Below are 22696 nucleotides of genomic sequence, written 5' to 3'. Positions count from 1 at the left end.
GTGGGGAGGGGCCTTCGGTGGGGGGCGGCGCGGGCGACGCTCCTAGCGGATGCGGAGGCGCTGGAGGTGCCGTTGCTGTCGCGGGGGTGTCGCGGCACCGGCGGTTCGGCCGTGGAAGTAGTACGTGTTGTCGATCACGACAAGCAGTCCCCGGCGCCAGCGCACCGCGATCGCCTCTTCGGGCGTGTACATGGCGGTGAGCAGCTCGCGCAGGGCCGCGTTGACCGCCTCGGGGTCGGTGTCCGGCCGGTCGTGTGTCCACCGCAGCTCTTGATCGAGAAAGTCGCGGAAGGAGAACACCCAGCGGCCGTCGACATGGCGCGCGATGGGCGGCGCCGCTGGACTGTCCCGGTAACCGGTATGCGACAGCAGCTCCAGGGTCCTGGGCGACAGCCGACGGGCGACCTCCCGCATGGGCACCAGCACCGTCCGGGCGTGCGGGGTGTCGTCGCCGGGATTGACGCACAGGAGCACGATGTACCGGGGCTGCCTCGACGCGGCGGCACCGCTGCTTTCGGAGTGCAGGGAGAGTGAGTTGCGGGCGAAGGGCTGGAGCGACACCTCCGCTGTGGGCGCGTGCCGGCTGCGGAGGTTGAGGATGACTCCGTCCTGTACGAACGGCTGTACCGCGGGATCCGTTTCCGGGGTCGCGGTGCCCAGGCCGTCGCCGAGTGTCATGAAGCGGTGGGGTGACAGCGGCTGGTCGAGCTGAACGACGGCCAGGCCCTGACGCCACAGCTGTTCGGTGATCTCCTGGTGCACGCCGCGGGCGTCGGCCTCTTGCTCCCCCAGGGTGGCCGCTGTCGGACCGTGCAGGGGCGCCGCGTTGCCCAGCAGCCGTTCCCTTGGCGCGAGGTGGGGGTCGGACCGCGACGCCCGGAAGCTTCCGTGCGTGACATCGCGCGCTGCCGCACCTATGGCTTCGGAGGATGCGAAGGCGGACTGTTCCATGCCTTGTTCCTTTGCTCGGACGAATCAGCTACCGGACGCCAAGAAACTGTGGAGCGGTGGTATTCGGCCCCTCTCGATGACGCTGACGGTCAGATAAAGGGGTGCGATATTGACGGCCTGGGCGCACGGGTGGAGAAGAAACCGTGATGCCGGCCTCAGCCATGGGCGGGTGTGCGGACGAAACCGATGGAGCAGTCTCCGAAGAGTCCCTCTCCATCCCCCACAGGCCGGTACTCCCGCGGCTTCGACTCGGCACGCGGAGCACTCTAGAGGCGGTGCCGGAATCACCCGGGAATCACGAAGAGCCACCGTGGACCACGGGCGATAGCCGGCCGATTAACCGGGAATTCTCCGGAGATTGTTAAGGTCTCAGCCGTTCAAGAATTGATACTTCCTACGGGCCGCTGGTGTACGACGGCACCTTTACCGGCCCGGCCCGCCTCAGCTCCTCTGCGGGCCCCGGCATGAAATGAGGCGTTCATGGGATTCACGCACGGGCGCCGCATCACACACTGCCCGTATTGCGGCCACGCCTACACGGACAGCACGAGCTGGCCGTTGAACTGCCAGGCGTGTGCGGAGACACTCTGGCGCAACCCGCTGCCCGCCGCGGTCGCCCTCCAGCCCGTGACACAGGAGGACGGCTCCCGGGGCATCGTCGTGATCCGCCGTGCCCTCCCCCCGGGGCGTGGCCGATTGGCCCTGCCCGGTGGATACCTGGAAGTCGGGGAGAGCTGGCAGGAGGCGGCCGTGCGCGAACTCCGGGAGGAGACCGGGCTCATGGCCTCTGCGCAAGGTGTGCGTCTTTTCGGGGCGCACAGCACACGGGACACCCTGGAGGTTTTCGCGCTGTTGCCGACGCGTGCGGCCGCGGGACTGCCCGAGATGGCACGCACGACCGAGACCCAGGGCTGCTGTGTGCTCAGCGAAGCGGAGGAGCTCGCCTTTCCCGGACACACCCGGGCCCTGGCCGCTGCCCTGGCCGGCCGTTCGCTGCTCAACCGTGAAGGACGGCGGACATCATCCTGAACCGCGGGCGCCCCGCAGGCCGGGCCGAGGGGCTCGATCGCGTGGCCGGTGCACGCCACTTCAGTGAACGCCCCTTGTCCCGCCCGCGCGTTCAGCCGCCGGCCGGGCCGGGCCGGGCCCCGCTCCCGCCGCACCGCCCGGCGGGACGTCCGGCCCCGGGCCGAGCCCGGCCAGGCTGCCGTCCAGCCAGGCTGCCACCAGCTCCACCCGCGAGCGTCGGCCGGTGCGCTGGAACAGCCGGGCCAGCCGTTGTTCGACCGTCTTCTCACTGCACGCCAGACGGGCCGCGATCTGCCGGTTGGTCCCGCCCTCGCCGACCATGCCGATCAGCCGCACATCCGCCTCGCTCAGGCCCTCGCGCGCCGAACGGCCCCTCGGCAGCGGCACGTTGCGGCGTTGCGCCGACCTGTCGAGCAGGACGCGCCCGGGACGCCCCAGCGACAGCAGGTGGGTGTGCCGCGCCGCCTCGGCCAGCCACGGCTGGGGATCGTCGCCGACCTCGGCGAGGACCTGGCAGCAGTACAGCATCATGTGCCGGTCGCCCCGCCGCTCGGCCGAGCGGTAGGCGTCGTGCGCGCCGTCCGCGTCGCGGTCCAGCACCCCACGGGCGATGAGCAGCGCCTCCCGGGTCATGGCCGTGTCCGCCTCCGCGTGCAGTGCCGCGAGCTGCTCCAGGGCCTGCCGCGCCTGCCGTGGCCGGGTCTCCTCGGCGAACTCCAGGATGCGCAGCAGCACCCGCTCGGCCCCCGTGAGCAGGCCGCTGCCGCGCGCCCGCCGCACGTCGTGCCAGGCCTCCTCCAGTGCCGCGTCCTGCTGTCCCGACCAGTACCGCACCCCCAGCCGGGCGCGGGCCACCAACGGATGGACGACCGTGCCGGGAATGCGGTCGAGCCACTCGCGGGCGCGTACGAGGTCACCGCGGAAGCAGTGGATCTCGGCCGCCAGCGCCCGGGCCAACTGGCTGGTGCCCGGCCCGCCGCAGGCCCCGCCGCGCCGCTCGATGCCGCGGGCCGCCGACAGGGCGTCGTCCCAGCGCCCGGCCAGGTAGTCACGGACCATGGCGTGGTAGCGGCCGGCGGCGCTGTGGTCCGCGCGTACGGAGCGTTCACCCAGCACGGCATCGAGGGCGCCCGCCAGGTCGCCGTAGGCCGCGGCGTCACGCAGCCGCCCGATGGCCGCCGCGCCGCCGTCCTCCCGCTGGAGGCCGTGGACGGCCCTCGCCAGCTCCTCGTGGCCGCCCACGGCGGCGGCCAGCGTCCGCAGTTCGGCCCGGGACGGCAGCGGACCGTGCCCGTCGCGCAGCCGCCCGCTGTCCGGGGCGGGTTCCGCGGACGGCGGCCTCGGGGGGAGCGGGCCGATCCCGTACCAACCGCCGAGCGCGGCCAGCATCGCCGCCCGCGGCATCCGTGCGCACACCTCCCGGGGCACGGCGCCGGCGTCGTAGGGCGACCGGTGCTCGTGCAGCGCGGACAGCCCCCAGGCGAGGGTGGCGAACTCCAGCCCGCCGCCGTCGGTGGGGCCGGGGTCCCGCAGGCCGGCGAGGATCGGTTCGCCCAGCGCGAGGACGCCGGTGTGGTCGCCGCACCCCAGCCCCAGTTCGGCGGCCTCGCGCAGCACGCCCAGCGTCGCGGGGTAGTTGGGCGGCAGGCGGCGCAGCGCGGACAGGTAGGCCCGCGCCGCCCGCGGGTGGTAGGACCGGGCGTCCTTGGCGGCGGCCGCCAGCAGCAGCGGCACCGCCACGCCGTCGTTCAGCGCGGGGCCCGCGGCCGCGACGTGGTCGGCCAGCAGCGGATGGCAGGCGCCCGTGGTGGCGGGGCCCAGCCGCTCGGCGACCGTCCGCACGACGGCGGCGTGCACCGAGCGGACCTCGCGGCGGGACGGCAGCGTCCGCAGCGCCGCCGCCAGCGCGGGGACGGCGAAGGCCAGCCGGCCGTCCCCGTCGACGGTCAACGCCCGCTCCCGCACCAGCCGGTCCACCGTCCGGCCGAGGTCCGCGGCGAGCACCGCGCACGCCGGGATCAGGCTGTGCAGGTCCTCCAGCCGCAGTTCGGCGCGGTGCAGGAGGCCGGCCAGGACGACGGCGGCGTCCGTACCGTCGGCGGTGACCCGGCGCAGCGGCTCCGCGTCCACGGTGAGCCGCAGCTCGTCCTCCCTTCCGGCCAGGCAGATACGGCCGTCGAGGCCGATGAGGCCGTCGTCCTCGTCCAGCGCGGTGAGCACCGAGAGCACGGCAGCGGGGTTGCCGGACAGGGGGCCGAGGGAACGCCGCACCGCCGCGAGCAGCGCGGGTTCGGCGGGGCGGCCGAGGCGCTGTCCGACGAGCTCGCCGACGTCCTCCGGCCGCAGCGGCGGCAGGTCGAGCACCCGGTCGGCCGCCGTCGCCAGGTCGGGCGCGTCGGCCGGGCCCCGGGGCACCGGGCGCCCGGCCATCACCACCGGCAGGCCCGCGGGCCGGAACACCCGCAGCATCAGCTGGAGCGCGGACGCGGTCGGCGGGGGCATGCGCTCGGCGCCGTCGAGGACGAGGGCGAACGGCACGTGGCGCGCCGCGTCCGCGAGGGTCTCGCCGAGCGTGGACAGCAGCGTCAGTTCGCCGCCGTCCCCGGAGCGCGACTGCGCCCGGCGCACGGTGGTGATGTGGGCCAGGAACCGGCCGTGCTGGACCTCGGCGAGCACACCGCAGACGGCGTCGGCGAGGGTGGCGGCCCCGCTCGGCCCGGTGGCGGTCTCCCAGGGCAGCCGCAGCACCTTGGCCCCCGCCCGGACCGCCGTGTGCCGCGCCTCGTCCAGCACGGCGGTCTTGCCCGCTCCGGCCTCGCCGGTCACGAGCAGGGTCCGCGCCGTACCGGCCGGACGCAGGGCGTCGGCGACCACGCCGACGTGGTCGTCCCTGCCGACGAGAGATGCACGGCGTTCCACTGGACTCCTCACTCGCTTCGGCCCACGTCGACCGGGGCCGTCCCGCCGATCGTGACGTCGTCGCGGGGGACGGCCATAATGCAGGCTCCGACGGGACCGGTGCACCGGTCCCGTCGCGCGCACCAGGCGGAACGCCCGCCGGTGACACGTCGTTCGAGGAGCTTGCGTGGACAGTGGCCGGCCGGCGGAGACCGGGGCGGCGCGCGGCGCCACGGCGACGTGGGGGGAGTGCGTGAGCGCACACCTGGTGGGCCGTGAAAGGGAGTTGACCGCGTTCGAGCGCTGCCTGGACGCCCCGGACGGTCCCGGCGTGGTGCTCGTCCACGGAGAACGGGGGGCAGGGCGCAGCGCGTTCGCGCAGGCCGCCGCCGCACGGCTGGCTGCGCGGGATCACGTGGTCCTGCCGCTGGTCTGTGTGCGCGGGGACCGGGACCGCCCGCTCCTGCTGGCGCTGCGGGTGGTCACCGCCGTGCGGGAGCACCGGTCGGTCACCGGGAGGCAGCCCGCGGCCGGCCGGGCGGACCTGGACGCCGAGGTGCTGCCCGCCATGGAGCGGGGCGACCGGGCGGCGCTCGCCGACGCCCTGCTGTCCGCGCTGACGCAGGTGGCGCCCGTGGCCGTGGTGGTGGACGACGCGCAGTACGCCGACGTGGCATCCCTCGACGTACTGGGAGCCGTCGCCGCCCGGCGCCCCCCGGAGGTCCGGCTGGTGATGACGTCGGTACGGCACACCGGCGGGGCCGGTGACGCCGCGTCCGGCTGCCGGCCGGACCAGGCCGTCGGACTGCCGGCGGAGGCGGGCCCGGCGCGGACGATCGGCCTGCCGCGCCTGACCCGGCCGCAGCTCGCCGACATGGTGGCGCGGCGGTCGCAGGCGGTGCCCGACCCGGCCCTGGTGGAGCGCGTCCTCGGGCTGACCCGCGGGATTCCCGCAGCCGCCGACGCGCTGCTCACCGAGTGGTTGCGGCGGGATGCGGTGCGGATCGCCGACGGGCACGCCTTCCTCGCCGCGAGCGCGCCGGTGCCGGTACTGCCCGATGCGGACCGGTTCATGAGGGCGCTGTACGAGCTCGGCGAACCGTGCGGGACGACGGCGGCGGCACTGAGCATCCTGTGGCCGCTCGGCCGGACGGCGGCGGCGCTGGTGGCCGGGTCCACCGGTCTGTCCGAGCGGGAGGCCGGCGACGGCGTACGCCGCCTGATCGCCGCGGGCCTCCTCGACGAACTGCCCGGCGAGGACGGCGGTGGCCCCCGGGGCTGGGTGTTCCGGTCACCGCTGATGGAGCACGCCATACGGGAACGGCTCGGGCCCCTGGAACGCGCCCGGATATCCGCCGCCGCGGTGGAGGCTCTCTGGGCGGCGCGGGACGGCGCGGCCGCAGCGACGGCCCCGCGGCGCCCGGCCGTGCTCCTGGCGGAGGCGGACGCCGTGACGTACCTGCCCGACCGGCTCGCCGACGCGGGCGGACTGATCGACCGCGAGCGCGCGGCGGCGGAACTCACGGCCGCCGCCGAGGCGTTGCACCCCGACCCCGAGGACCGCGGCATGCTGCGGTGGTTCCGGGCGGCGCTGCGCCTGACCGAGGAACCGGCGGCCCGGGAACTGGCGTTGCTGCGGTGTGTGAAGGCCGGCTGGATCGTGGGCGACCACCCGGCGGCGGGCCGGGCGGCGGAGCCGATTCTGCGCGACCCCTCCGACGTCGTCAGCACCCCGGACCTCCACGAGCTCGCCACCCTCCAGGTCGTCGCGGTCACCTCCGTGAAGGACTGGCCGCAGTTGTCCCGGATGGGGGCGGCCGAGTGGTGGGACCGTCTGCCGCTGCCCCCGGAGGCCGCGTTGCCGGCGCAGGCGCTGGCGTTGTGCATGAGCGAGCGGTGGCAGGAGGGGCTGGACCTGCTCTCGCGGACGGAGCCGGTCTGGCGCCCGCACCCGCAGATCCGGCTGGTGCCCGAGCTGGCGCAGGCAGCCGGGCACCTGGTGCAGGGCCGGACCGACGTGCTCGCCCGCGCCCTGGAGACGCCGCCGGATCCCGGCCTCCCCCCGGAGGTGCTGTACTCGATAGCGGCCGGGTACGCCCTCCAGTTACTCGGCAACGCCGACCTGTGCGGCGCCATGGACCTGCTGAGGGACCGCGGGATGCCGCCCGAGGCGCTTCCCCCCGCCAGCCACTTCCTCCTGCTCCACCTCCAGGGCCGGTGGGACGACGCACTGGCGCTGGCGCGCGGCATGGTCGCGAAGGACCAGACGTTCATCGCGGCGCCCCAGCACCATCTGTTCGCCGCGGGGACGGCCGCCATCCTGCTGGCCAGGGGCAAGCCGGCCGGCGCCGCCCGTCTGATCGCCGGTGAGCGCGGGACCCACGAGGGCCATACGGAGATCTTCCTGGACGTCGCCGAGGCCGCGGTGCTGCGGACCCTGGGCCGTCCCGACGCGGCCGACCGTCTCCTGCGGCGCGGGCTGCGGGAGGCCGACGCGCGCGGCTATGTCTACGGAACCGACGAGCTGGCCGCCGCCCTCGCCACGCTCCGGGCGGAGGACGGCCGGGCCGATGCGGCGGCGGCCTGTCTGTGGCGCCTCCAGGAACTCGCCGGGCGCACCGGCAGCGGACGCACCCGGCTGCTGTACCTGCTGGCAGCGGCGCGGGTGCGGGAGCAGGGCTCCGGCGCCGCGCGCGAGATGCTGCACGAGGCGGTGGACCTGGCCCGCTCGCGGTGCCAGCCGTTCGAGACCGCGGGCACGCTGACGGCGGCGGCCGGGGAAGCGGGCCCCCCGGAGCTGCTGCACGAGGCGTACGAACTGTACGGGGAGACGGGCTCGTTGCTGAGCCGCTTCCACACCCGGGCCGCGATGCGCGAGGCCGGGCTGACCGTCCCCGGCCGCAGACAGGCCACCGCCGAGAACGAGCGGCTGCTGGCCACGCTGGTGACCGAGGGGCTCACGAACCGCCAGATCGCCACCGTGCTGCGGCTCAGCGAGGACGCCGTCGCCAATCGCCTGTCACGGCTGTTCGCACGCAGCGGCCTGCGGTCCCGTACCGAGGTCGTCTCGGCCATGCTCACCGGCCACCCCCTGACCGCCCCGGACCACTGAACGTGCGTCCGCCGCGGGGCGGGTGTGGCGGAGAACGCCTGCACCGGTCCACCCATCGTCCGCATGCCCGGCACTCGTGCCAGGTTTCCCTGTCCTTAAGCGATCGAGGCGTGCGGAATGCCGGTTTCCGAAAAGTGCGTGGCACGATCACCTATCTCATGGGCGATTTCCGATGGGGAGGCGCAATGCCTGAGCAGATACTCACCGGCACCGTGTGTGTGGCGGTCCACTCACCCGACGTCGTGGTCCACGCGGGACTTGTCAGCTCCCTCCAGCACGACCACCGCGTCCAGGAAGTCCCACCGGAGAGAATCCATGAGGCCGACGCCGTCGTCGCGGCCTTCGACACCGTCGACGCCACCGCACTGGACCAGCTGCGCGCCCTGTCCGACAGACCCGACACACGCTTCCTCCTCGTCGCCGGACGGCACTGGCGAGCAGACGTCTCAGCGGCGATCGACCGGGGAGTGCGCGCCGTGCTGTGGCGTGACGCGTTCACTCCCGCCGCCTTCGTCCGCACCCTGCTCACCGTCGCGGACGGCGGCGGCAGCTTCCCGCCCACCTTGCAGGGCGCGCTGATGGAACAGATCCGGTGGACCCACCGGGAGGTCCTCGCGCCGCGCGGGCTCACCGCCTCAGGCGTCAGCCCCCGCGAACTCGATGTCCTCCGGCTGGTCTCGGAGGGCAGGGAACTGTCCGAGATCGCCACCAAGTTGTGCTATTCGGAGCGCACGGTGAAGTACATCCTCTACGGCCTGATGAAGCGCTTACAGCTGCGCAACCGCGCGCACGCCGTCTCCTACGCCATCCGCGCCGGCCTCATCTGATCAAGGGAACGCCCGGGGCGACACGGGCGTGTCGTTCCCCGTGGCGGCCCGTCGGCGCCTGCGGTGCCCCGGGGTGTGCGCCGGCCTGTTCAAAAGGGCAAAGGCCCGCCGGAAGGCTGGACTCCCGACCCGGCGCCCCGGCAATGTGCCGGAGCGTGACCTGCCAAACCGTCCGTCCGGTTCATGCCGGGTTCAAGGAAGTGCGGAGGGTTCTCTCCGCCGAACGATCTTGGCAGGTCCAGAGGGAAATGAGGTTGACGTGAACTTCCGCATACTGGGCTCTCTTCAGGCAGGCGTGGACGGCGCGGCCATGCCGCTCGGCGGAGTGATCAAACGCCGGCTGCTCGCCTACCTTCTGCTGAACGCCAACCGGGTCGTGGCCACACACAAGCTGCTCGACGTCCTGTGGCCGGACGAAACGCCCCGCACCGCGCGCAAGATGATCGGCAACGCCGTCCGGGGCCTGCGGCTCGATCTGGCCCACGGGGCCACGGATCCCCGTGCGGCCTTATTGACGCTTGCTCCCGGATACCAGCTGCGGGTCGAACCCGACACGGTGGATCTGTTCCTGTTCCGCCGGCACGTGGAACGAGGACGAGCCGAAGCCCGCGCAGGCGACCACGCCGCCGCGGCGAGCACGCTGCGGGGGGCGCTCGGCCTGTGGCGGGGTGCGGCACTCGCCGACCTGGCGGACGGCGACTTGAACTGGCCCGAGCTGGACGGTCTGGAGAGTGAGCGACTGGGGGCCCTGGAGGACTATTTCGAAGCCGGACTGGCGATCGGCCACCACCATGAGATTCTGGGCGAGTTGCAGACGGCGGTCGCCGAGGACCCGCTGCGTGAGCGGCTGAGCGGCCAGCTGATGGTGGCGTTCTACCGGTGCGGTCGGCAGACCGACGCGCTGTCGGTGTTCCGGCGCATCAGGAGCGAACTCGTGGAGCAGTTCGGACTTGAGCCGTCGCGGGAGCTGCGTCGCCTGGAACGCTCCATCCTCGACCACGCCCCCGAGCTGGATGTGCCGGCCGCACCGGTGGCGGAGCACCGGAAGGCGCCCGCGCGGACCAGGGTGCCGGCCCTCGTCGAACAGCAGGCGATGCGCCGGCCGGAGGCGCCCGACGCCCGTGATGCTCCGTCGGTGAGCCGCGTCCTGTCACGGGTGGGCAGGGACCGCGGACGCGATCATCGTGTGGTGTCCGACCGCGTGGAGGACGGCGACCGGCAGTGTACGAGCCACCCGTCGACACCCCGGCGCACACGGGTGAGCGTCGTCCTGGTGTGGGTGCGGCACGACCTGTCCGACGACCCTGATCTGGGCGGCGTGCAGAAGGCCATGGCGGACATCGAGGCGGTGATGCGGCAGCAGGCCACGCAGAACGGGGGGACCGTGGGGCCGGTCACGGCACCGGTGTTCTCCGCCGTGTTCGGAATCGACACCCCGCGCCGGGACGACGCCACGCGTGCCGTGCGGACGGCCTTCGCCCTTCGGGACCGGATCGAGGGCAGCCGGCTGCGTACCGACCCGTCCTGCCTTCGTCTGCATGTCGCCGTGGTCACCGGTGATGCCTGCCTGTCGTACCTGCCGGCGCACAGCGGCGTCCCGACGGTCACGGGGGACGCGGTCGACCGGGGTTTCCGGCTGCTGGCGATGGCGCCCCGGGGGCAGGTGCGGGTGTGTGAGGTCACGCGTCAGGCGACGGAATCACATATCTCGTACCACCTGGGCCCCGAGCCGCCGGAGGGCTGGGAAGCGGTCCGCATCCGGTCCGGCGCGGTTCACGGCGTACGGGAGGTGGGTTCACCGGAGCCGTCCGGGCCACCGGACGGACCGGGCCTGCCGCGGCTCACGGCTCGATCTCTCTGAACAGGTGCAGGAAGTGGTGGATGTCGCGCGTGACCCGGTCGACCAGGGTACGCATGCTGTGCGGGCCGTCGGCAAGGCCGAGGCCGCTGCGGTGCCGGTCCACCGCGGCAGGGGACAAGGGCAGCGCACCGGCCACCGCGTAGCGGATCGCACCGGAGGCGTCGCGGCAGGGCAGCACGTCCCCACGGGCGTACCGGCTGGCGCTGAACGGGATGTCGAGCGTGCCGTCGGCGAAGGCCGCGGTGACGGCACGGGCCGGGTCCGCGGCGCCGAGTACCGGGGCGACGAGGTCATCCACCTCGGCGAGCAGCCAGTCCAGTTCCTCCTCGACCCGCTCCGTGTCGACGGTGACGAAGTCCAGGAGCGGTGAATTGGCGACCGCCGCCAGGCGCATTCCGTCGATGTTCGCCTGGGCGTCCGGAACGCCCAGCGCCTCCTGGTAGGTCTTGGTCACCAGTTTCGCCGCTCCGCCCAGCCGGGCGGTGAGCGCCCCGTAGAAGATCAGTTGCTCGGCGTGGGCCCGTTGGCCCGGGAAGACGCCCATGAACTCGTGCAGCACCGGATAGACCTCGACATCCGCCGGCAGATAGCGCGCGGCCAGCACGGGAATCGCGCGCAGTGCGGCGACGTCCTGAGCGAGGTGCCCGCCCTGCGGATAGGACAACGACAGGCATCCCACCCCCTCGGCCGCGGCAAGGGCGGCCTCGATCACGCCGATGGCCAGGCTGATCGACGGCGGCGTCAGCACCCCGGTGAGGGTGCCGAACAACTCGCGGTCCAAGGTCAGCCCGGCGCGCCGGAGGTCACCGGTCATCGCGTCGACCTCGCGCCAGCAGGCCAGCGAGTGTGCGAGCGGTACGTCCTTGCAGTAGGGGAGGTTGTACGAGATGCCGCCGCCCTCGAACGACGTGGCGCCGGCGGCCACCGCGACGTCGAACAGCAGCCGTGGGTCCGGGGAGCCGTGCCGTATCTCCACCGGTGCGGACACCGACTCGACCAGCTCGCGCCCCCGCTGCCAGCCGTGCGCCACGAGCGGATAGCCGTTCAGCGCGCTCGGGTCGGTGCCGGCCAGCCGGGCCGCGTGGGCGAAGCGGTTGAGCCGGGTGTGGGAGTCAATGGTGAGGGTCAGGACATCCGGCCGTGCACCGGTGTCGAGAGCGCGCAGCAACTGCCGCATCTCGGCGTGCCCGCCCACCCCGCAGCGGGGCTGGATGGCCACCACCGCGTTCTGCACGGACCGGGCCAGTACGTCACGGACGGTCGGCGTGCCGCGGGTGCGGGCGAAGTGCACCGTCTCGGCCACCGAGGGAAAGGCAGGCCCGGGGCCGGTGGGCGCGTCGGTGAAGCGGTGCATGTCCCGGTTCATATGGTCTGGAGCTGCCGGGACCGCGCGGCCTGCCGGGCCAGTTCACGCAGCAGCGGGGCGAGATCGCTGAGTTCGGACAGGAGGTGGTCGACCCCGAGGCGTCGCAGCCGGTCCAGCGCACCGGGATCCTTGCGGCTGCCCACGGACAGGTTGCCGCCGAGAATGACCGGGCAGGCCAGATCGCCCGCGGCGCGCGCGGCCGGGAGGTCACACAAGTCCTCGTAGGCATGGCCGTTGAGGCTGCCGACGACCACGGCGAGCACCCCGGGGTTCTCCCGCACGGCCAGGGCGAACTCCGCGACGGGTGTGCAGACCCCCAGATTGATCACGGTGTAGCCCTGGGCGCGCAACCCGTGTGCGATCAACTGGTTGGCCACCGCATGCGCGTCGCTCGCCGTCACGCCCAGCACGATCACGTCGTGCGCGGACTCCGGCGCGTCGGTGTGCGTGGGAACGCTCCGCATGAATCCTTCTTCCCCGTCGGCCGTCTCGGTGTGCGCTGTCCGTACCGGGCTCATGGACCGGTTTCCCCCGCCCTCGCCTCGGCCATTTCCCTGGTGGCCCGTACGTCCCTTTTGCCGTTGGCGTTGACTTTGATCTCGGGCACGACATGGACCCGCCTGGGCACCAGTTCCTTGGGCAGCAGGGAGGCGAGCTGTGCGCGGATCTCCCGCTCCGTGGGCGGCGTCTGTGCCGACCGGTCGTCGAAGACCACGAAAACCTCGACCGCGTCCAGGACACCACCGCGGATGACGTCGAAGGCGGCGTCGGCGATCAGCGGCAGCGAGAGCGCGTGGCGGCGCAACTCGGCCGGCTCGAACCGGTGGCCGCTCACCTTCAACTGGCTGTCTTTCCGCCCGAGATGCAGCAGCACACCGTCGGGCAGCACCTCGACGATGTCGCCCGTGCGGTAGGCACGGCCGCCGAACGCGGGCTCATCGAAGAAGCGGTCCCCGCCGCCGCCGAGGTAGCCGCGGGCGATACCGAATCCGCTGATGAGAAGCTCACCCTGGCCGCCCACCCCCACCGGTCCGCCGCGCTCGTCCACCACGTAGGCCGCGGTGTTCCAGGCGGGGCTGCCGATGGGCACGGTGGGCAGGTCGGGCATCTCCCGCACCGTGGAACGGAAGGCACAGCAGCCGATCGTGGTCTCGGTCGGCCCGTAGTGGTTGACCACTTCCACCCCGTCGAGCCGGTCGCCCATCTGCCGCAGCATGGCGGGCTCCAGCGGCTCACCACCGATCATCAGCCGCTGGGCGACGGACCGGTACTCCGGCCGCAGCATGCGCTCGAACAGGCGGAAGTGGCTGGGCGTGGCCTTGATGAAGTCATACGGCCGGGCCCGGGGGGCGAACAGGCTCGGGTAGTCCCAGGAGTCCTCGATCAGCACGATCGTGCGGCCCTGCGCCAAGGGTACCCACAGGGTGGTGAGAGCGAGGTCGAAGCTCATGCTGGCGAACACCGGGCAGGCGGCACCGCCCGCGTTCGGCAGGACGTGGGTCGCGGCCCAGCCGATGTAGTTGACCAGCGACCGGTGCTCCACCACCACGCCCTTGGGCAACCCCGTCGAGCCCGAGGTGAAGACCACGTAGGCCGGATCGTCGTGGCGCGGGCCGCCGGTGACGGGGGCCGGTCCGTCGGCCGGCAGATCCGGCAGGTCGGAGGTGTTCAGCGTGGGGAAGCCGGCGGCGCATTCGACGGAGCCGCCGCCGTCCCACAGCATGACGCGCGGCCGTACCTGGTCGAGGATGAGCCGCACACGCCCCAGGGGATTGGTGGGATCGATCGGCGCGTAGGTCGCGCGGACCGCCATGACCGCGATCATCGCCGCCACCGACTCCGCGGTGCGGTGGGCGATGATGCCGATGACCTCACCCGGCCGCACGTCCATGTCACGCAGCGCGGCGGCGATGGACATGCTGCGCCGCCACAGCTGACGGAACGTGGTCCGGGTGGTTCCGCAGTCGAGCGCGACCGCGTCCGGCGCGGTATCGGCCCACCGGCTGATCAGCTCCACCACGGAGGACGCCCGCAACTCCCGGCGTTCCCCGACGAGGGTGGCGTCCGGGAACGCGCCTGCTCGATGGCCGGTCACGTCAACACCTCTCTTCCTCTTGTCGAGCGGTACCCGATCCACGCGCCTCGCATAGGAGGAGACGAGACCCGGGCAGCCACGGTCTAGCGCCAGCCCCGGCCGGAGACACCGCGGAAGTCCCATCCATCGAGCCTGCTAAGGTCCGGGAGCCCGGCCGCGAGCGGAGGGGCACCGGTTTCGCGGATGAGGAGGCTGGGCAGCGGACGGTCCTGCGTGGGCCGGCCGGTCGGCTCGATGAACTCGGCGCCCAGGCCGGCCAAAACGCTGACGCCTGCGTCTGCCAGATCCCGTGTCCACATGAGCACCCGGGTGCCGGGCAGGGACTCGTGGGCGACCTGGATGAGGTCGGCGCAGACCTCCGGGGTGCGGGCCTCACACTCGACGACGGTGGTCGGTGTGGGCCCCTGGTCGGTGTCCACGCCGGAGCGGTGCGCGACGAGATAGCCCTCGGCGCTCCCCGCCTCCGACCGCGCGACGAGGTAGTAGTACTTCGCCAGCGGATTCGAGGCCCGCCAGTCGAAGTAGGCGCTGTCGCGCGCGACACGGAGGCGACCGTCGGTGGGCACTTCGCGCACGACCCCGGCCATGGCGTCGAGGTCCGGGGTGCGGGCCGGCGAGATCAGCGAACCGGAGCGGACACCGCGGGTCACCGGCAACGCGTCCCAGGGGCCGTGGTGCCCGGCGCCGGCGGCCCGCGTCACCACGGACTGTCCCCAGACACCGACCTGCCGCCAGCCGCGGATCAGCATCGCCGGCACGGTGCCCTGGTCACCGAAGTCGAGCAGCCACGGGACGCCGTCGCGGCGCAGCCGGGAGAGCACCTCGTCGACCATGTCGTGGAAGAGCGGGCTGTTGCGGTACTCGCTCGCGAGGATCGTGTCCGTCAGACAGGGCAGCGTGAACCGGCGCCCGTCCCTTTCCCAGCACGAGCCGAAGACCCCCACCATGCCGAGCAGTTCGGCGCCCTCGGCTGACGGTGAGCGGGCGATCACCGTGTAACGCTCGTCGAGATAGGGATTGGCGTGGTACTTCCACTTCAGGTAAGCGTGATTGCCGTCCGGCCCGCCGGCCCACAGCCCTTCCTGAAGGGTGCATATCTCGGCGTAATCGGCGGGCGTGCAGCCGGTGATGGTGAGTTCCGTGCCCATCAGACATCCGCTCGCTTCGCACGGACGAACCGGGTGATCGAATCCACGGTACGGAAGTTGTCCTGGTTCACATCGGCACCGGTGATGTGTATCCCGAACTGTGTCTCCAGCCGGACGAACAGCTCAAGGAACATGATGGAGTTGAGGGCGCCACTGTCCTTGAGGTCGTAGTCGGCCGGAAGGGATTCCCGCAACAGCAGGTCGCACAGCAGCGTGTGCACATAGTCGAGTACTTCACTCTCGGTCAGCGCAAGGCCGTCTTTCATGTCTCACCTGTCCTGGGTAGATGTTCCACCGGCACGGGACGATGTGTGCGCCCGCCTCGCGGTATCGGCCGTTGCTGCGTCCGCCCTGGGGAAGGATCGCCACTGCGCGATGAACGTAACGCGGCCGGATCACCGCACGGGTAACTACGGCGCCACCCTTCCGGCAATTGGTCCGCCCCGTTGAACGGATACTTCCGAATGGCCCGCCAAGTGAGGCCGATGGCCCGGCAATTACCGCAGAGTGGGCGCGCCGCAGGGCCCGCGTGATTAGTGTCTGGCGGTCACCGCACCCCGGTGCCGAGAGGAGACCTTGTGGCATCACGTCCCACCATCGAGCGCACCACCGTCGGTGTCGCGCCCGCCCGCGCCGGGTACCCCGCCGCCGCGGTGGAGTCCTACGTGCTGGACACCGGCGGCGGACCCGCGGTGACGGTGTGGAGCTACGGCGCCACCCTGGTTGACGTCCGGGTACCGGACCGGGAGGGCCGATACGCCAATGTCTGCGTGCGCCTGACCGATCTCGACTCCTACCTGGACCGCGGCAGGAACCCGTACGTCGGGGCCACCCTCGGCCGCTACTGCCGCTGTGTGTCCGGCGCGGAGTTCACCCTCGACGGCGTACGCCACACGCTGGACCGCAACGAGGGCGAGCACCATGTGCACGGCGGCTCCGAGGGGCTCGACCGCCGCGTATGGTCGGCCGAGGCGTCGAGAGACGGCGACGCGTTGGAGGTGCGGCTGTCCGCGATCAGCCCGGACGGCGACCAGGGCTACCCGGGCGAACTGAGGGCGTGCGCCACCTACCGGATCGAGCCGGACGGCACGCTGCTCATCGAGTACACCGCGTGCACCACGGCGCCCACTGTCGTCGGCATGACCAATCACGCCTTCTGGAACCTCGCGGGTGAGGGCACCATCGACGGGCACCGGCTCCGGCTCGGGGCGACCGAGGCGGTGCGCTTCGACAAAGACCTCATCCCTCTTCCCGGTGCCCCCGAAGAGGTACGCGGCACCGCCCGCGACTTCACCGCCGAGCGGTCGCTGGACGGTGTCCGTATCGACAACTGCTTCCTCGCCCCGGGCGGGTCGGTGCTCGCGGAGCTGTCGCATCCGGGCAGCGGCCGGGTGATGCGCCTCAGTACGGACCAGCCGGCGGTCGGCGTGTACACCGGGGACTGGTTCGCCCAGCGACCGCGCAGCGGGATCTGCCTGGAGACCGGGGCCATGCCGGACGCACCGAACCGCCCGGACTACCCGTCCGCACGGCTCGACCCGGGCGAGGTCTACCGGCACCGCAGCATCTACCGGTTCGACTGCGACTGAGGCGACTCAGATCAGCGAGCGATAGAGGTGGACGCGCCGCGGCCCGTCGGCCCCACCGGATGACGTGGTGCAGCGGCGGAAGCCCAGGAGCGTCATGCACTCCACGGTGGACTCGATGTCGGGGTTCGCTTCGGCTCTCAGCATGTCCGCGCCGCGCTCACGCGCGAGCGCCATGGCCCGGCGCAGACACAGCGGCCCGGCGAGCGAGGCGGCGGCGACGAGGTCGGGCCGGACGGCAAGCCTGCTCAGGTACGCGGGGTTCGCGGCCGCCGGGAAGACTCCCGGCGGCTCCGCGAAGGCCGGTGTGCGGGTGAGGGTGAACATGGCGGCCGCTGCCCCTCCGACGCGTAACAGGTGCACCAGGCCGTCCCGCACCCGGGATTCGGTGGTGGCGGGATTGCGCTGCGGCACGGGCGAATGGAACCGCTCCCCCTGATAGCGGTCGCTCGCGCACAGCAGATCGTGCACCTCCCCGGCGTCCGCGGCGACTTCCCAGGTCATTGTGGTCATCCCGAAACCGCCTTTATCGCGGTGGTCATGAATTCAGTGCCCGGCACAGGTGTCTCCTTCAGGTCCGGCGGAATTGTCATGATGGCCATCGGGAGCGTAGATCAGCCCCCTTCCGCCGCACGTCATTCCGCACCATGCCCGGACCACCGGCCGGGCCGCATCAGGCACTACGGGGAAACTTCCCGGCAATCCGCCGGTCCGGTGGTGTTCCGTCGCTGATGAGGCGCTCGTGCCGAGGCGCACCGCGCCAACGGCGGCCGCATCCCGTGTTCCTCGCGAGTGGTTCGCCCATTACCGGAAGCGGTATTTGCTCACGGAGCCCGCTGCTACCTTTTCGCAGAGGGTGGAGGTATCCAACCGCGAAGGTGCGAGAAATTGCGGTTGCCCGTGGCGGAGTGGCTGCACGCTTTTCCTGACGACTCGGTCCCCGCAGAGGCCAGCCCCCGTTCCGCTTTCCGAGGGAGACAGTCGCATGTGTGGTATCGCCGGATGGGTTGCCTTCGAGCGGGACCTGAACCGGGAACGGCCAACGCTGGAGGCGATGACCGAGACCATGTCCTGCCGTGGTCCGGACGCGGCCGGCACCTGGACCGAGCCACGCGGTCGTGCCGCGCTCGGCCACCGGCGGCTGGCGGTCATCGACCTCGCCGGCAGTACTCAGCCGATGACGCTGGAGCGCCCCGTCAGCCCGCTGGCCATGGTCTACAGCGGCGAGGTCTACAACTACCGTGAGCTGCGCGAGGAGTTGCGACGCCGGGGGCATGTCTTTCGTTCCACCGGAGACACCGAGGTGGTGCTGCGCGGCTACCTGGAGTGGGGTGAGGCGGTCGCCGAACGGCTCAACGGGATGTACGCCTTCGCCGTCTGGGACCCCCGCTCGGCGAAACTGGTCATGATCCGTGACCGGCTGGGCATCAAGCCGCTGTACTACCGGCCCACGGCGGATGGCGTGCTCTTCGGCTCGGAGCCCAAGGCGATACTGGCGAACCCGCTGGCCACCAGGACCGTCGATCTGGACGGACTGCGGGAGCTCTTCGGCTTCATCAAGACGCCAGGGCACGCGATATGGGCGGGCATGCGCGAGGTCAGGCCCGGCACGGTGACCACGGTCGATGTCACGGGCGTGCGGGAGCACGTCTATTGGACGCTGACCTCGAAAGAACACACCGATGACCGGGACGCGACCATTTCCCATGTGCGCGAACTGCTGGAAGACATCGTCTCCCGGCAGCTGGTCGCCGATGTCCCGCTGTGCCTGCTGCTCTCCGGCGGACTGGACTCCAGCGCGGTGACCGCTCTCTCCGCGCAACAACTGTCCCTCCAGGGCCAGAAGGCACACAGCTTCGCCGTCGACTTCGCCGGACAGACCGAGAACTTCATACCGGACTCGGCACGCCCCACCCCGGACGCGCCCTATGTGCGGGATGTGGTCGCACACGTGGGCACGGTGCACTCGGACATCGTGCTGGATACGGACTCGCTCGCCGACCCGGCCATCCGCCGGGCGGTGATCACCGCCCGGGACGTCCCCGCCGGCACCGGTGACACCGACGTCTCGCTCTACCGGCTGTTCCACGCGGTCGCGAGGCACTCGGCGGTAGCACTGTCCGGCGAGAGCGCCGACGAGGTGTTCGGCGGGTACCACTGGCACCAGTCTCTGGCGGCGCAGCGGGCCGGTACCTTTCCGTGGATGTCGCCGGCGAACGGGGTGCCCTCGGGCAGCCAGGGCCGGGACGGCGGCGTACTGCGGCCGGAGCTGCTCCGGGCACTGGACCTGTCCGCCTACACGGCGGACCGCTACGCCGAAGCGGTGGCCGAGGTGGAGCAGCTGCCCGGAGACGACGCCGAGGCCCGCACCCGCCGGGTGACCTCGCACCTCGGCATCACCCGGTTCATGCGCATGCTGCTGGACCGCAAGGACCGGATGAGCATGGCCGTCGGGCTGGAGGTCCGTGTGCCGTTCTGCGATCACCGGCTGGTGGAGTACGTGCACAACACACCGTGGACGGTGAAGAGCTTCGACGGTCGCGAGAAGAGCCTGTTGCGGGCGGCCGTCCGGGACCTGCTGCCCCCTTCGGTGGCCGACCGGGTCAAGAGCGCGTACCCGTCCATCCAGGACCCGCGCTATCTGACCGCCTTGCGGCATCAGGCGAACGAACTGCTCGCCGACCCGGACCACCCGGTGTTCGGGCTGATCAGCAGGCCATGGCTGGAGAGGGCCGTGACCGGGGAAACGGGCCCGGCGGTGCGGAGCGGACTGGAGCGCAGCCTGAACCTCGCGACCTGGCTGGACGTCCACCGCCCTCGACTGCTGCTGTCCTGAATCGGTCAACGGCGCCACCCAAGAAGGGCATTCCATTGATGTTGCCGAGACTGAGCCCTACCCGCAGGCTCGTCACCGCCAGCTTGCTGATGACCGCGGGCAGTGGCGCGTTCGCGACCTGCTCAGCGATCTACTTCACCCGGGTGGGCGGCCTCACTCTCACCGAGATGGGCCTGGGGCTGACGATCGCGTGCGCGATCGGCATGGTGGTCGGCGTACCCCTGGGGCACCTGGCCGACCGCCGGGGGCCGCAGCGCGTCGCCGTCCTGCTCGTGGCGCTCAACGGCGTTGCGGCGGCGGGCTACTTGCTGGTGCGCGGATTCCCGGTCTTCGTTCTGGTGGCGTGCCTGTTCACCGCGTCACAGCGCGGGTCCCGTGCCGCGCAGCAAGCGCTCATCGCGCGGCTGGTGGGCGGCGACGAGGTGGTGCGGACGCAGGCGATGGTCCGGTCGGTGAACAACGCCGGCATCGGAGTCGGCGCCGCGGGAGCGAGCATCGCCTTGCAGAGCGGTACCACCACGGCATTCTCGACGGTCATCATCGTGAATGCGCTGGGCTTCTTCGCCTCCGCGGCCATGCTCGCGACCCTGCCCCCGGTCCCGCCGGCGCCCGACTCGCCGCCGGACGAGCCCACATGGGCGGTGTTCCGCGACGGTCCGTTCGCGGTCTTCACCGCACTCGGCGCCGTGCTCGCCCTGCACACGGTGCTGCTGGAGATCGTGCTGCCCCTGTGGATCACCAGGTACACCCATGCCTCGACGGCGATGGTGACCGTACTGTTCGTGCTGAACACGGTCAGCGTCGTGCTGTTCCAAGTGCGCATCGGCACCCGGGTGACCACGATGCCCGGAGCCGTGCGGGCGTACCGGTGGTCAGGGATGGCGCTCGGCGCCGCCTGTGGCCTGTTCGCCGTTTCGGCGGGTGGCTCGCCGGTCGTGTCGACCGTGTTGCTGCTGATGGCCGGCGCCCTGCACGTATGCGGTGAACTGCTGGTGTCGGCGGCCTCGTGGCACATCACCTTCAGCCTCGCCCCGGCAGGGAAGCAAGGCCAGTACCAGGGCTTCGCGATGACCGGTTACGCGACCGCCATGACGTTCGCGCCCATCTTGCTGACCTTCCTCCTGATCGAGTGGGGCCCGCCGGGCTGGCTCGTGCTGGGGGGAGCGTTCCTGCTGGCAGTTCTGCCCACGGGAGCAGTCGTGGCCTGGGCCGAACGGACCCGCCGCACACCGCCCCTTCCGCGCCCGGCCCGCGCACAGGTCCCTGCAACGGGCCTGACGCACGACCGGGATTAGGCCTGTCGTCCGCATTCCGCATTCCGCAGATTCAAGGCGAACCACGAGGGATGGCTATTCGATGACATCTGCTGACCGCATACGCGCTCATAGCTATCGGGGAGTCGACCCCAGCTTCCCTCTCTCGGCGTGGCGTACCCCGTTCGACGCCCTGCACTGGTTCGCACGGCGTCAGGGCAACGCCCCACTGATCACCGCCGTGGCACACGACGGCACGGAGACCACACTGGACTACCGCACCGCCGAGGTCGCGAGCCGCGCGCTCGCGGGATGGCTGTGTGCCGAGTGGGGTACCGCCCGCCCGGCCGTGCTCGCCCTCGCGCCAACCAACGACGTGCCCTCGGTCCTGGCGGTACTGGGCGTACTGCGCGCCGGGTTCGGCCTGCTCATGCTCGGGCCGTCCGATCCGCCGGAACGCCGCGCCGAGCAGGTCAAGGCCGCCGGCGCGCTGGCTGTGCTCCAAGCACCCGGCACCGACGCGCGGTACGCGGACGCCACCACCCTGCCGCACTGGGAAGACCTGGCGGAGCCGGTGCTGCCGCTGCCACCTGTGGACCCGACCGCTGACGCGCTGTACTTCGCGACGTCCGGCTCCACCGCGGCGTCCAAGATTGTCGCTCAGTCACACGTCAACGCGGTGGCCAATGCCGAGGCAGTGCGACGCCATCACGGACTGGCCGCCGGTGACCGGGTGCTGGGATGCCTGCCCATCCACCACGTCAACGGAGCCCACTTCACCGTCCTGGGCACCATGATGGCCGGGGCGCACACGATTCTCGCCGAGTCGTTCTCGCCGATGAACTATCCGAAGACGCTGCGGCACTACCGTCCGCGCATCGCGAGCGTGGTTCCGGGCGTACTCGAAGCGCTCGCGGAAACGTGGCGCGGCCCTGAGGTACCGGCGGACTTCGACTACTTCGTCTCGGCAGCGGCCCCGCTGACCGCACGCACCGCCCGCTCGGTCGCCGACAGGCTCGGTGCCCGGGTGCTCCAGGGCTACGGTCTGTCCGAGACCACGAACTTCTCCACCACGATGCCGACCGACCTGTCCGAGGAGACCTACCGGCGGCTCGTGCTGGATCCGGACATCCCCTCGGTCGGTGTGGCGGTCTACGGCAACGAAGTGGCGGTACTCGATGAGGAGTGCCGTCCGGTACGCCCTGGACAGACCGGTGAGGTGTGCATGCGGGGCTTCAACGTGATGTCCGGCTACGCCGGCAACGCCGAGGCCACCGCGGCGGCCTTCCGCGACGGGTGGTTCCACTCCCAGGACCTGGGTTACCGGGTGGAGGAGGACGGGCGCGACTACGTCGTCCTCACGGGCAGACTGAAGAACATCGCCAAGGTGTCCGGGGAAACCGTCTCGCTGGAAGAGATGGACCGGGTCCTTCGCGCCGTTCCGGAAGTCCGGGACGCGGCCTGCGTCACGGTCCCGGACAGGTTCACCGGAGAGAGCATCATCGCGGCCGTGGTACTCGCTACCGCCACGGACACAGCGGGTGCCCGGGCCGCCTTGCGGGCGAGGTTCCCCCAGGCAGTACTTCCGTCGCGTGTGGTGCCGGTACCGGAGATACCGCGCACCGCCACCGGAAAGGTGCTGCGCCCCCGGCTGGCTGCGGCACTGTCCGAGTCACACGACGCACGTTCGAGCTGACCTCGGCAGTTCTGGTTCACCGCGGAGAGGGGCGGGGC

General features: G+C 71.7%; 16 protein-coding genes. 8 read left to right on the top strand and 8 right to left on the bottom strand.

Features of this window, described 5'->3' with window-relative positions; genetic code table 11:
• Positions 1-42: 42 nt before the first annotated feature.
• On the bottom strand, positions 43-951 hold the full coding sequence (locus tag TU31_RS22090) for a TauD/TfdA family dioxygenase (RefSeq protein ID WP_052719001.1): 909 nt from the start codon (positions 949-951) through the stop codon (positions 43-45).
• A 480-nt stretch (positions 952-1431) separates the two neighbouring features.
• On the opposite strand from TU31_RS22090, the gene TU31_RS22085 reads away from it, so the two are divergent.
• Entirely contained in the window at positions 1432-1980 is a 549-nt protein-coding gene (locus TU31_RS22085; RefSeq protein WP_042157366.1) for an NUDIX domain-containing protein, read from the top strand.
• 60 nt (positions 1981-2040) lie between these two features.
• Here TU31_RS22085 and TU31_RS22080 read toward each other — a convergent pair whose 3' ends face one another.
• Positions 2041-4899, bottom strand: coding sequence for an AAA family ATPase (locus tag TU31_RS22080; RefSeq protein WP_063770816.1), 2859 nt, complete (start codon positions 4897-4899; stop codon positions 2041-2043).
• 232 nt (positions 4900-5131) lie between these two features.
• On the opposite strand from TU31_RS22080, the gene TU31_RS22075 reads away from it, so the two are divergent.
• The 3 genes from TU31_RS22075 to TU31_RS22065 all read left to right on the top strand — a co-directional run bounded on the left by TU31_RS22075 (position 5132) and on the right by TU31_RS22065 (position 10678).
• A complete protein-coding gene (locus TU31_RS22075; protein WP_042157603.1) occupies positions 5132-7990 on the top strand; it encodes a LuxR family transcriptional regulator in 2859 nt (952 codons plus the stop codon).
• A 185-nt stretch (positions 7991-8175) separates the two neighbouring features.
• Positions 8176-8817 carry a helix-turn-helix transcriptional regulator gene (locus tag TU31_RS22070; RefSeq protein WP_042157363.1) on the top strand — a complete coding sequence of 214 codons (642 nt, stop codon included), beginning with the start codon at positions 8176-8178 and terminating at the stop codon, positions 8815-8817.
• Between the two features lie 259 nt (positions 8818-9076).
• Positions 9077-10678, top strand: coding sequence for an AfsR/SARP family transcriptional regulator (locus TU31_RS22065; protein ID WP_052718999.1), 1602 nt, complete (start codon positions 9077-9079; stop codon positions 10676-10678).
• Here TU31_RS22065 and TU31_RS22060 read toward each other — a convergent pair.
• From TU31_RS22060 to TU31_RS22040, 5 genes are all read right to left on the bottom strand, one after another.
• Positions 10659-12032: a methylaspartate mutase gene (locus TU31_RS22060; protein WP_042157360.1), complete on the bottom strand. Its 1374-nt coding sequence runs from the start codon at positions 12030-12032 to the stop codon at positions 10659-10661. The genes TU31_RS22065 and TU31_RS22060 overlap by 20 nt on opposite strands.
• Before the next feature lie 8 nt (positions 12033-12040).
• Complete coding sequence (locus TU31_RS22055; protein ID WP_042157599.1) at positions 12041-12508, bottom strand: cobalamin-dependent protein; 468 nt, start codon at positions 12506-12508, stop codon at positions 12041-12043.
• A gap of 50 nt (positions 12509-12558) precedes the next feature.
• The gene (locus tag TU31_RS22050) at positions 12559-14139 is read right to left on the bottom strand and encodes an amino acid adenylation domain-containing protein (RefSeq protein ID WP_042157357.1); all 1581 of its coding nucleotides are present in this window, start codon (positions 14137-14139) and stop codon (positions 12559-12561) included.
• Between the two features lie 83 nt (positions 14140-14222).
• The gene (locus tag TU31_RS22045; protein ID WP_042157353.1) at positions 14223-15287 is read right to left on the bottom strand and encodes a GNAT family N-acetyltransferase; all 1065 of its coding nucleotides are present in this window, start codon (positions 15285-15287) and stop codon (positions 14223-14225) included.
• On the bottom strand, positions 15287-15553 hold the full coding sequence (locus TU31_RS22040; RefSeq protein WP_052718998.1) for an acyl carrier protein: 267 nt from the start codon (positions 15551-15553) through the stop codon (positions 15287-15289). The genes TU31_RS22045 and TU31_RS22040 overlap by 1 nt, the downstream gene beginning before the upstream one ends.
• 312 nt (positions 15554-15865) lie before the next feature.
• Here TU31_RS22040 and TU31_RS22035 point away from each other — a divergent pair, with 312 nt between their 5' ends.
• Complete coding sequence (locus TU31_RS22035) at positions 15866-16876, top strand: aldose epimerase family protein (protein WP_245698626.1); 1011 nt, start codon at positions 15866-15868, stop codon at positions 16874-16876.
• Between the two features lie 6 nt (positions 16877-16882).
• On the opposite strand, the gene TU31_RS22030 is transcribed toward TU31_RS22035, so the two are convergent.
• Positions 16883-17386 carry a GNAT family N-acetyltransferase gene (locus tag TU31_RS22030; RefSeq protein ID WP_245698625.1) on the bottom strand — a complete coding sequence of 168 codons (504 nt, stop codon included), beginning with the start codon at positions 17384-17386 and terminating at the stop codon, positions 16883-16885.
• Positions 17387-17858: 472 nt separating this feature from the next.
• Between TU31_RS22030 and asnB the strand changes: the two genes are divergently transcribed.
• From asnB to TU31_RS22015, 3 genes are all read left to right on the top strand, one after another.
• Positions 17859-19709: an asparagine synthase (glutamine-hydrolyzing) gene (gene asnB, locus TU31_RS22025; RefSeq protein WP_042157352.1), complete on the top strand. Its 1851-nt coding sequence runs from the start codon at positions 17859-17861 to the stop codon at positions 19707-19709.
• A gap of 38 nt (positions 19710-19747) precedes the next feature.
• Positions 19748-21004 (top strand): MFS transporter, encoded by a 1257-nt coding sequence (locus TU31_RS22020; protein WP_078885895.1) that lies wholly within the window; start codon positions 19748-19750, stop codon positions 21002-21004.
• Positions 21005-21065: 61 nt separating this feature from the next.
• Entirely contained in the window at positions 21066-22658 is a 1593-nt protein-coding gene (locus tag TU31_RS22015) for a class I adenylate-forming enzyme family protein (protein WP_042157350.1), read from the top strand.
• Positions 22659-22696: the final 38 nt, after the last annotated feature.

Source organism: Streptomyces lydicamycinicus, from assembly GCF_000829715.2.
GTDB lineage: Bacteria > Actinomycetota > Actinomycetes > Streptomycetales > Streptomycetaceae > Streptomyces > Streptomyces lydicamycinicus.
Note: the sequence above shows the minus strand (reverse complement) of the source record. Positions and strands in the feature narration are given on the sequence as shown.